We start from the raw sequence: 9,806 nt of genomic DNA on the forward strand, positions 1-9,806 counted from the left end.
GTGTCGATAGGGCGCGCGACGGTCTTTTTTGAGGGCAAGGCATGTCTGGCGTGACATTTCCGGGCGCCGCTCGTCGAGCGGGCCGCGCGCGAGTTCTTCTGACCACAACCTCCTTGGCGGCTGTGCTGGTGGCCTCACTGCCAGCGGCAGCCGACAGTATCTGGACTACCACCAATGGAAACTGGGGCGACTCGGCCAACTGGAGCCCCGCCATCGTTCCCAATGCGATCGACGCGACCGCGACCTTCAACGCCGTCGTTCCCAACTGGACCTACGGCGTTGCTCTGACCGGCGGTCCGTTCACGGTTGGTACGCTGAACCTCAATAGTTCCACCAACGGCAGCTATAATCTTCAAATGGGCACGCTGATCATGGCGGTCAGTTCAGGGTCGGCGGCGATCAATGTGCAGAGCAGCAATTTCGCGGCCGACTTTGCGACCACGGCAACGCTGCAACTGAATTCCAATACGGTGATCACCACTGCCAGTTCCGCGGCCCATCTGACAGTCGATGGCCTGGTCACCGGCGTCGGCGCAATGACCATCGCGGGTCCCGGTACTGTCGTTCTGAATGATGCCAACACCTACACCGGCGGCACCAATATCGCTGCCGGCGCGCTGCGCATCGGCGCCAGCGGGGCGCTCGGAACCGGCGATGTGACGTTCACCGGCAGCGGCACGCTCGGTGCGGATGCCACGGCGACGCTGACGAACAACATCTTGATAAACGATGGGGTGACCGCGACGTTCGGTGCGGCGGCGGGAAAGACGCTGACGTTGAATTCCTCATTCTTTGGCATCGGCGTCCTCGCGGGCATGAAGATCGGCTCCGCGACGGACACCGGCACCGTGGTGTTCGCGCCGGCATCGGCGGGGATCGGCCTACTTGGAAGCAACACCTATGAGGTGGCCGGCGGCACCTTGCGCGCCGGCAATTCCGTCTTGAGCAGCCTTCTTGCCAACGGAGTTTCGACAACGGTCGACGGTGGCGCCACGCTCGACCTGAACGGCTTCGACACAAGCGTGAACACTCTCTTCGGCAGCGGCACGATCACAACCGGGGGCGCCACACTGTACCTGAGCGGAGGGTCCAACTTCGCCGGCGCCATCACCGGAACCGGTGCGCTCCACGTGTATTGGGGCACGCAAATACTCTCGGGCGCCAACACCTACACTGGTGGCACCACGATCGATGCCCCGGGCACACTGCAACTCGGCAATGGCGGCGCCGGCGGTTCGATCCTCGGTGACGCCACCGACAATGGGGCACTGATCTTCAACCGGTCGGATAGCTATACGTTCGCCGGCACTATTACCGGCGCCGGGACGCTTGCGCAGAACGGCACCGGCACGACGATCCTCACCGGCGCCAATACCTATGCGGGCGGGACGACGATCGCTGCCGGCGCGCTGCAACTCGGCAATGGCGGCGCCGGCGGGTCGATCGTCGGCGACGTTCTCGACAATGGGGCGCTGATCTTCAACCGGTCGGACAGCTATACGTTCGCCGGGGCCATCACCGGCACCGGGACGCTTGCGCAAAACGGCACCGGCACGACGATCCTCACCGGTGCCAACACCTATTCGGGCGGGACGACGATCGCCGCCGGCGCGCTGCGCATCGGCGCCGGCGGGGCGCTCGGAACCGGCAATGTGATCTTCGCCGGCGCCGGCACACTCGGCGCGGATGCCACGACGACGCTGACGCACACCATTGTGATAAACGATGGCGTGACCGCGACGTTTGGCGCGGCGGCGGGACAGACGCTGACGTTGAATACGCCAGATTTTGTCATCGGCAACGGCTCGGGCATCAGGTTCGGCTCCGCGACGGACACGGGCACCGTCGTGTTCGCGCCGGCACAAGGAACGTTCACCGGCGCTCTTTTTACCCAGACCTACGAGGTGGTCGGCGGCACCTTGCGCGCCGGTAACTCCGCCCTGGGCGCACTCCTTGACGCCGGAGCTTCGACGACGGTCGACGGCGGCGCCACGCTCGACATCAACGGCTTCAACACACGCGTGAACACTCTCCTCGGCAGCGGCACGGTCGCAACCGGGGGGCTACACTGGGCTTGAGAGGGGCGAGCAATTTCGCCGGCGCGATCACGGGAACCGGTGCGCTCGATGTGGTGAGCGGCACCACGATTCTCTCGGGCACCAACACCTATACCGGCGGCACCACGATCGATGCCGGGGCCGCACTGCAACTCGGCAATGGCGGGGCCGGCGGGTCGATCGTCGGCGACGTGCTCGACAACGGCCTGCTGGCGTTCAATCGGTCTGACGCCTACACCTTCGCCGGCGCCATCACCGGCGCCGGGAAGCTCGCGCAAAACGGCACCGGCACCACGATCCTCACCGGTGCCAGCATTTACACCGGCGGCACGGCGATCAATGGCGGAACGCTGCAGCTCGGCAATGGCGGGGCCGGCGGGTCGATCGTCGGCGCCGTGCTCGACAACGGCCTGCTGGCGTTCAACCGGTCTGACGCCTACACCTTCGCCGGCGCGATCTCGGGAGCCGGTGCGGTGGCGCAAAACGGCGCCGGCACCACCATCCTTACCGGGTCCAGCACCTACACCGGCGGCACGACGATCTCGGCCGGCACCCTGCAGCTCGGCGACGCCAGCAATACGGGGAAAATCGTCGGCGCGGTGGTCAACAATGCCACGTTCGACATCGTCAATGCGGACACGACAGGCATCACCTCGATCACCAACAACAGTACCACGGGCTTCTTCAACGCAACAAGCGCGGGCAGCGCCCACATCACCAACTATGGCGGCCTTGTCTTCTCCGACACCAGCACGGCCGGCACCGCCACCATCACCAACAACCACGGCCTGGATTTCTTCAACACCAGTTCGGCCGGCAGCGCTCACATCACCACCAACAGCGGCGGCACCATGCTCTTCAGCGACGCCAGCACCGCTGGCACCGCCAATCTCACCAACAACGGCAGCGTCCAATTCACCAGCACCAGCACGGCCGGCAGCGCCAGCATCACCAACAACGCCGGCATGGGATTCTTCAACACCAGCACGGCCGGCAGCGCCAACATCACCAACAACGCCGGCGCGACCCTGCGCTTCAATCATACCAGCACGGCCGGCAGCGCCATCATCACCACCAACAGCGGCGGCCAGACCTATATAGCTGGCGGTGCCAGCGGCGGAGCCGCGCGCTTCATCCTGAACGGCAGCGGGTTGCTGGATATTTCGGGGCTCACGACCGGCAGCACCACCGCCGGTTCGATCGAGGGTAACGGCAGTGTCTTTCTCGGCGCGGCGGATCTCGCGGTCGGCGGCAACAATCTCTCGACCATTTTTTCCGGCGTGATCCAGGATGGTGGCTTCTATCTCGGCGCCGGCGGCTCGCTGACCAAGACCGGCACCGGTACGCTCATTCTCTCCGGCACCAACACCTATACCGGCGCGACCACGATCGACGGCGGCGTGCTGGAAGTCGATGGCGCGATCACCAGCTCATCGAGCGTGACCGTGAACGCCGGCGGTACCTTGACCGGCACCGGCCTTGTCGGTCCCCCCAACACCGTGACCATCGCGTCCGGCGGCATGCTGGCGCCAGGCAACGGCACGCCGGGCACGTCGATGACGATATCGGGCGATCTCGCATTCCAGTCCGGCGCGCAATATCTGGTGCAGCTCAATCCCGCGACCTCGTCGTTCGCCAACGTCACCGGCACGGCGACGCTCGTCGGCGCGACGGTGAATGCCTCCTACGCCAATGGCAGTTATGTCGCCAAGCAATACACCATCCTGACCGCAACCAGTGTCGGCGGGGCCTTTGACTCGCTCGTCAACACCAACCTGCCGTCTGGTTTCAAGGCGGATTTGAGCTACGACGGCACCCACGCCTATCTCGATCTGTCGCTCGCGTTCATTCCGCCGCCAGGCACAGGGCTTTCCGGCAACCAGCAAGCCGTCGGTAACGCCATCATCAACGCCTTCGACACCAATGGCAGCATTCCGCTGGTGTTCGGCGGCCTGACGGCGGCGGGGCTTTCCCAGCTGTCGGGCGAGGTGGCGGCCGGTGCGATCAATGCCGGCATCGACAGCGCCGACCAGTTCATCAATGCGCTCGATGCCCAGGCAGGTCAGGGCGAGGCGGCCACGACCGGCGGCGGCACAGGGACGGCCTATGGCGAAGAAGAAGCGGCCGGCGGCAAGGACCAGTTCGCCTCGCTCGGCGTGAAGGCCAGCCACAATGCCGACCTGGTGGGGTCTGTCTTCGCCAGCCGCTGGCAGGCATGGGGCGCCGTCTATGGCGGTTCGCAGAAGATCGGCGGAGATGCCAGCGTCGGTTCGCACGACACGAATTCGGACATTTTTGGCGTCGCCGGCGGCATCGTCAGGAACTGGGGCGACAGCCGTCTCGGCGTCGCCATCGGCGGCGGCTCGTCCAACTTCTCCCTGTCGGATGATCTCGGCTCCGGCCATGCCAACAGTTTCAATGTCGGCGTGTTCGGCCGGCAGGGTTTTGGCGATGCCTATATCGCCGGCGTGCTGGCCTATGGCTTCAACGACACCGACACCAGCCGGGCGGTGCCGGGCGACACGCTGGAGGCTTCCTTCAACGCGCAGACCTGGTCTGGACGCGTCGAGGGCGGCTACCGCTTCGCCACGCCGGTTGCGGTGCTGACGCCCTACGCCGCCTTCCAGGCCACAGCCTATCACCTGCCGGGTTATTCCGAGACCAGCGCCGGTTCCGGCGAGTTCGCGCTCGGTTACGGATCCCAGACGACCACCGCAACGCGCTTCGAACTGGGCCTCAACCTCGACAAGGACATCCTGCTGCAGGACGGCGCGAAGCTGACGCTGTCGGGCCGCGCCGCCTGGGCCATCAACGGCAGCACCGGCCGCAAGGTGACGGCGACGTTCCAGGACCTGCCCGGCGCGACGTTCACCATCGACGGGGCCGAACCGGACACCAACGCCGCCCTCCTCAATGCGAGCGCGACATACACATCCGGCTCCGGCCTGTTTGCGTCGCTCGGCTTCCAGGGTGAGTTCTCCGGCAATGTCCAGAGCTATGCCGGCAAGGCTAAGGTCGGGATCAGCTGGTAGCGAATACGTGCATGGCCGGGGGCAGTGTGATCTACCCGATGTGTGACGAGGTTCCAGCGGTCTTGATCAATTCGTCCTCGTCCCTCACTCCATGTCGATAAGCGGCAACGATTTCCTCAGCTATGATTTCCGCCTCCAACGAATGGTCGTCTACCAGACGTTGACGACATGCCTCGTCGAACGCGCGACTCAATAGAGCCAACTCCTTGGCGCTCAGGATACCGTGTTTTAGTGCTTGGTCGGTAACGGACATCGCCCAGTCCTCCGCAACCTTGGCCGAGGACGGTCAGCCCTGTCCTCAAGGCCCGGGTCCAATCATACCACAATTGGCGTTCGCGCGGAATAATTTGGTCGAGCGAAGCGCACCCCATCCGACACGCGGCAATCCTCAACAGCCCGCAGGCTCGTTCGGTTTCCACCGCAGTGCAGCCAAGAGGGGTTAGGCCACGCGCGACGGGCGAGGGCCAGTAGGAGGAGCGTCGCGAGGGGGAGGGGCGACGGACAGACCCAGGGGGGGATGGGCCTGCTCCTCCTACCTGTTGCCGAGCTTAGGCTAAACAACGCTCGATTATACCCCTGTCTAGAGGTGAGGGGAAGCTATTCTCCAACTGTGCCCTCCACCACCCATGCGGCCTTTCCCACCGCCGCCGGAAGGCTCGTTGCCACGGTCGCTCTTGCCGCGTGCGCTCGAAGCCGATGGCCTGGTCGGACCTTGTTGCGGGATCATGAGATCGGACGGGATCGGCGCAAGGTCGAGGGCCTCGCGGATGAAGTTGCGCAGCGAGACAACGAGATCGTGCGTGTGCATGGGATGCCCAGCCACCAGCTCCCGGATAGCGCGTTCGGCCAGCCGGACTGGCATGAAGCGCCGCCACAGATAGCCCGGGACGAAACCTGTTTGCGGAAACGTTCATGGAACAGGCAGCGCAAGACTGGCGTCCAACACCGGCGTCAGTGAGCAAAAACTCCTCCTGCTCCGGCAGCGGCGCGAAGCCGCGCATGACGCCCAGGGAGACCGGAAATGTCCGCGAACGCCTATATCAACCGGATCGCGACAGCGGTTCCGGAACATGAGGTTCATCAATTCTATCTGCGGTTCGCGGCTTCCATGCTTGCTGCCAGCCACCGGAGGATTTTCGAACGCATGGCCGGCCTTGCCGACATCGAGAGCCGCTATTCCTGTTTTGCACCCGCCCTAGACCCTGAAGGGCCGTTCGTCGATCTTCAGGGAAGCTTCATCCGCGGCGCGTTTCCCGGAACGGCCGCGAGAATGGCGATGTTTTGCGAAGCCGCCCCTGTGTTGGCACAAAAAGGCGTCGACGGATTGCGGCTTGGCGACGAAGCGACACGCATTACCCATCTTATCGTTGCCACCTGCACAGGGTTTTCCGCGCCAGGTATCGATCTGGACCTGGTTCGGCGCTGCGGCCTGTCGGACAGGGTCGAACGCACGATGATCGGGTTCATGGGCTGCTACGCGGCGATCAACGCGCTCAAGCTTGCCCGCCACATCGTTCGATCCGACCCGAAGGCGAGGGTCCTGGTTGTCAACATCGAACTCTGCACCTTGCATCTCAGGGAAACCAGTGAGTTGGAAAAGCTGCTGTCTTTCTGCCTCTGGGGCGATGGGTGCGCTGCCGCACTTGTCACCGCCGAGCCGCCCGGCATCGAGCTTGAGAGCTTCCATTGCGCTGTCGCGGACGAGCGGCGCGACCTGATGAGCTGGGACATTGGCGACCACGGCTTTAACATGGTTCTCTCCGGCCAGGTACCGGCGGCGGTTCATGAAACCTTGCGGAGCAACCTGGGCGCTATCCTCCACGACCGGCCAACCGAAGCGATCGATCTCTGGGCCGTACACCCCGGCGGACGTTCGATTCTCGACGCCGTCGAAAGGGCGCTGAACCTTGCGCCCGCAGCACTGGCGCCGTCGCGCGAGGTGCTGCGCCGATACGGCAACATGTCGTCGGCCACCGTCATGTTCGTGCTGGAAAAGATGCTGAAGACACCAGCGGGTCTGCTCGGCTGCGGTATGTCGTTCGGACCCGGATTGACGGCCGAAACCATGCTTTTCCGAACCGTGTCATGACGGCGCTCAGCCACCGCAGCCTCGTCCCGGAAATCCTTGACGGGCTTGCGGCCGACGATCCGCGCGCGCTCACTTCGCGCCGAGATCTCCGCCACATCAACGCGCTGATGTTCCAGGCGCGGATCATGGCATCATTGCTGCGAAAATTCGTGCCGAGGCCGCCACGCCGCATTCTGGAGATCGGAGCCGGCGACGGCACCTTCATGCTTGCCGTGGCGCGGCGCATCGCCAAGCATTGGCCTCAGGTCGAGCTGACGCTGCTCGATCGTACCGGCCTTGTCACCGCTGCGCTGTCCGCCGATTTCGGTAGGCTGGGATGGCAGATCGAGACCATCACCTGCGACGTCTTCGATTGGGCGGAAAGGGCCGAGGGCAAGCACTTCGATGCAATCACCGTCAATCTGTTCCTGCATCATTTCCACGACGCCCAACTGGTGCTTCTGTTTTCGTTGCTGGCGCCGAAAGCCCCGTTGCTCCTGGCGACCGAACCGCTGAGGGCGATGCCGGCACTGGCCGCGACCCGACTTCTGCCGGTGATCGGCGCCAACGACGTTACCCGACATGATGCGGCCCAGAGCGTGCGCGCCGGCTTTCGCGACAGCGAGCTTTCCGCTCTCTGGCTTGCGGCGAATGGAAGGCCGCTCGAGGAGCGGCGCGCCGGTCTCTTTTCCCACATCTTCGTCGGCGCCAGCGCCGACGGCGGTCGTGACTCATGAGGCGATTGTCGACCTACGATGCGGTCATCATAGGCGCCGGCCCGGCCGGTTCCTCCGCCGCGCTGACGCTGGCCCGGCGCGGATGGGCCGTGGCGATTGTAGAAAAGAGCGCATTCCCGCGCCGCAAAGTCTGCGGGGAATACGTCTCGGCCAGCAACATCGCGCTGCTCGACCATCTGGAGATCGGCGATGCCTGGCGCGCAAATGCCGGTCCCGAAATCCGCCGCGTCGGCTTCTTTTCCGGCGAGACCTGCGTCGAGGCGCCGATGCCGGGTGCAAAATATGGGCCTCCCGCAAAAGACGGCTTCGGCCGGGCGCTGGGCCGTGACGTTCTCGACACTCTGCTCTTGCAGGCGGCGCGGTCGGCGGGTGCCGAGATCTTCCAGCCTTGCCAGGCGGTCGCCATCGACCGGGATGGAGACATGCAAAGGGTGCACATTCAGGCAAGGGACGACAATTCCGCCGATGAGACGACCTTGCGTGCGCCGGTGATCGTCGCCGCGCACGGTTCCTGGGAACCGGGACCGCTGCCAAGCCAGCTCGAAAAGACCAGCCGCCCGTGGGACCTGCTCGGTTTCAAGGCGCATTTCACCGGGTCGTCGCTCGCGCCCGATCTGATGCCGCTGCTGGCGTTTCCCGGCGGCTATGGCGGCATGGTCCTGGCCGATCGTGGCCGGCTGTCGATCTCATGCTGCATACGTCGCGACATGCTCGCGCGGCTGCGCAGGAACCATAGCTCCAGACGGGATGGCCCCAAACAGGATGGCCAGGTGTCGGCTGCCGACGCGGTGTTTCGCCATCTCATGGCTTCTTGCCGGGGCATGAGCGATGCTCTGGATGGAGCCCGGCGCGACGGTCCGTGGCTTGCAGCCGGCCCGATCCGGCCTGGTATTCGCGCCTGCTATGAAGGGGATATCTTCCGCGTCGGCAATGCCGCCGGAGAGTCTCATCCGATCATCGCCGAAGGCATCTCGATGGCGCTTCAGTCCGGTTGGCTGCTAGCCACGGAACTTGCGGGCGCGCCGAGCGGCCGAGCGGGGCGTGAAGCTGCCGGTAGACGCTATCAAGCCGCCTGGCGAAAACTGTTTTCGACGCGGGTCTACGCAGCTGCAGCCATCGCCCGGATGGCCATCGGCCCCGGCGGCGCGGCACTGATGGGGGCGGCTGTTCGGATTTTCCCGCAAACACTGACACTGGGCGCGCATATCAGCGGCAAGACGAGGCCGATCACCGGCCTTACATAATGCGGCGCTCGTCTTCGCTCGCACGAAGACAAAATAATCAAATTAAATCAATTATTTATGGCGGGGCCGTGCCCGCCGATGATGAGCACTATGTCTACGCTATAGCCCTCTAACGCCGCACGGTGCGACTTCCAGGGCTAATTGGTGCGGTTCGTCAGCGGTTTTAGCCATTTTCTGAATGGCCGGGTTTGATGGAAAGCGGTCCGGCAGGTTTCGAGAACGCGGGTGGCGATAGCTGCCGTCATCCCGTATCACCGGCCTTCCCGATTGGGATCGGAAAACGGGAAAGCTGATAATCGCCTTCCACGCTGCCACCATCGCTCCGGGCTGGGAGATATGTTCCGCCTTTCACAACAGCGGAGTGGCTGCAGGCGGTCGTTCGTCGCTCAACGGAGCACCTCTGCGAGCCGAAGTAGCATCGCAGTAACTGGTGCGCCAGGGCGGCGTGTCGGCCATCTCTTCCTCGCGAAAGACAAGGCAGAGGCAGAACGCGATGGAACAGGCAATGGCCCAGGATGGGGAAGCGCTGAGATTTAGCTGCCCCCTGCTTTGCTGAATACAACCGTGCCGTCGTCTTTGCGAACTTCCACCGCCACGATACCGGACTTTCGATCTGGAAAGGTCGACAGCGCGTAGTCCCGTGCCGCCTTCTCGGCATCAAATGGCGT

At 64.2% G+C, this 9,806-nt stretch carries 7 protein-coding genes; 5 read left to right on the forward strand and 2 right to left on the reverse strand.

Annotated elements, in window-relative coordinates:
- Positions 1-122: 122 nt before the first annotated feature.
- Together FCU66_RS10475 and FCU66_RS10480 are read left to right on the forward strand one after the other, a co-directional pair.
- Positions 123-2,078 (forward strand): autotransporter-associated beta strand repeat-containing protein, encoded by a 1,956-nt coding sequence (locus FCU66_RS10475; RefSeq protein WP_246093849.1) that lies wholly within the window; start codon positions 123-125, stop codon positions 2,076-2,078.
- Positions 2,075-5,089, forward strand: a complete 3,015-nt coding sequence (locus FCU66_RS10480; RefSeq protein ID WP_136625405.1) for an autotransporter outer membrane beta-barrel domain-containing protein — start codon at positions 2,075-2,077, stop codon at positions 5,087-5,089. The genes FCU66_RS10475 and FCU66_RS10480 overlap by 4 nt, the downstream gene beginning before the upstream one ends.
- A 31-nt stretch (positions 5,090-5,120) precedes the next feature.
- Here FCU66_RS10480 and FCU66_RS10485 read toward each other — a convergent pair whose 3' ends face one another.
- Complete coding sequence (locus FCU66_RS10485; RefSeq protein ID WP_136625406.1) at positions 5,121-5,342, reverse strand: hypothetical protein; 222 nt, start codon at positions 5,340-5,342, stop codon at positions 5,121-5,123.
- A gap of 327 nt (positions 5,343-5,669) precedes the next feature.
- A complete protein-coding gene (locus FCU66_RS10490; protein WP_246093846.1) occupies positions 5,670-5,951 on the reverse strand; it encodes a hypothetical protein in 282 nt (93 codons plus the stop codon).
- Positions 5,952-6,110: 159 nt separating this feature from the next.
- Here FCU66_RS10490 and FCU66_RS10495 point away from each other — a divergent pair, with 159 nt between their 5' ends.
- From FCU66_RS10495 to FCU66_RS10505, 3 genes are read left to right on the forward strand one after another with little or no spacing between them, the layout of a single operon-like run.
- A complete protein-coding gene (locus tag FCU66_RS10495; RefSeq protein ID WP_136622816.1) occupies positions 6,111-7,178 on the forward strand; it encodes a type III polyketide synthase in 1,068 nt (355 codons plus the stop codon).
- Complete coding sequence (locus FCU66_RS10500; protein ID WP_136622815.1) at positions 7,175-7,894, forward strand: methyltransferase domain-containing protein; 720 nt, start codon at positions 7,175-7,177, stop codon at positions 7,892-7,894. Before FCU66_RS10495 ends, FCU66_RS10500 begins: the two co-directional genes overlap by 4 nt.
- Complete coding sequence (locus tag FCU66_RS10505) at positions 7,891-9,138, forward strand: NAD(P)/FAD-dependent oxidoreductase (RefSeq protein WP_136625407.1); 1,248 nt, start codon at positions 7,891-7,893, stop codon at positions 9,136-9,138. The genes FCU66_RS10500 and FCU66_RS10505 overlap by 4 nt, the downstream gene beginning before the upstream one ends.
- The last annotated feature ends 668 nt before the right edge of the window (positions 9,139-9,806 follow it).

It is taken from the genome of Mesorhizobium norvegicum (genome assembly GCF_004919685.1).
Classification (GTDB): domain Bacteria; phylum Pseudomonadota; class Alphaproteobacteria; order Rhizobiales; family Rhizobiaceae; genus Mesorhizobium; species Mesorhizobium norvegicum.

Excerpts from the sequence above, each read along its gene's own strand:
- FCU66_RS10485 (WP_136625406.1), bottom strand. The coding sequence starts at position 5,342 with ATGTCCGTTACCGACCAAGCACTAAAACACGGTATCCTGAGCGCCAAG.
- FCU66_RS10490 (WP_246093846.1), bottom strand. The coding sequence starts at position 5,951 with ATGCCAGTCCGGCTGGCCGAACGCGCTATCCGGGAGCTGGTGGCTGGG.
- FCU66_RS10495 (WP_136622816.1), top strand. The coding sequence starts at position 6,111 with ATGTCCGCGAACGCCTATATCAACCGGATCGCGACAGCGGTTCCGGAA.
- FCU66_RS10500 (WP_136622815.1), top strand. The coding sequence starts at position 7,175 with ATGACGGCGCTCAGCCACCGCAGCCTCGTCCCGGAAATCCTTGACGGG.
- FCU66_RS10505 (WP_136625407.1), top strand. The coding sequence starts at position 7,891 with ATGAGGCGATTGTCGACCTACGATGCGGTCATCATAGGCGCCGGCCCG.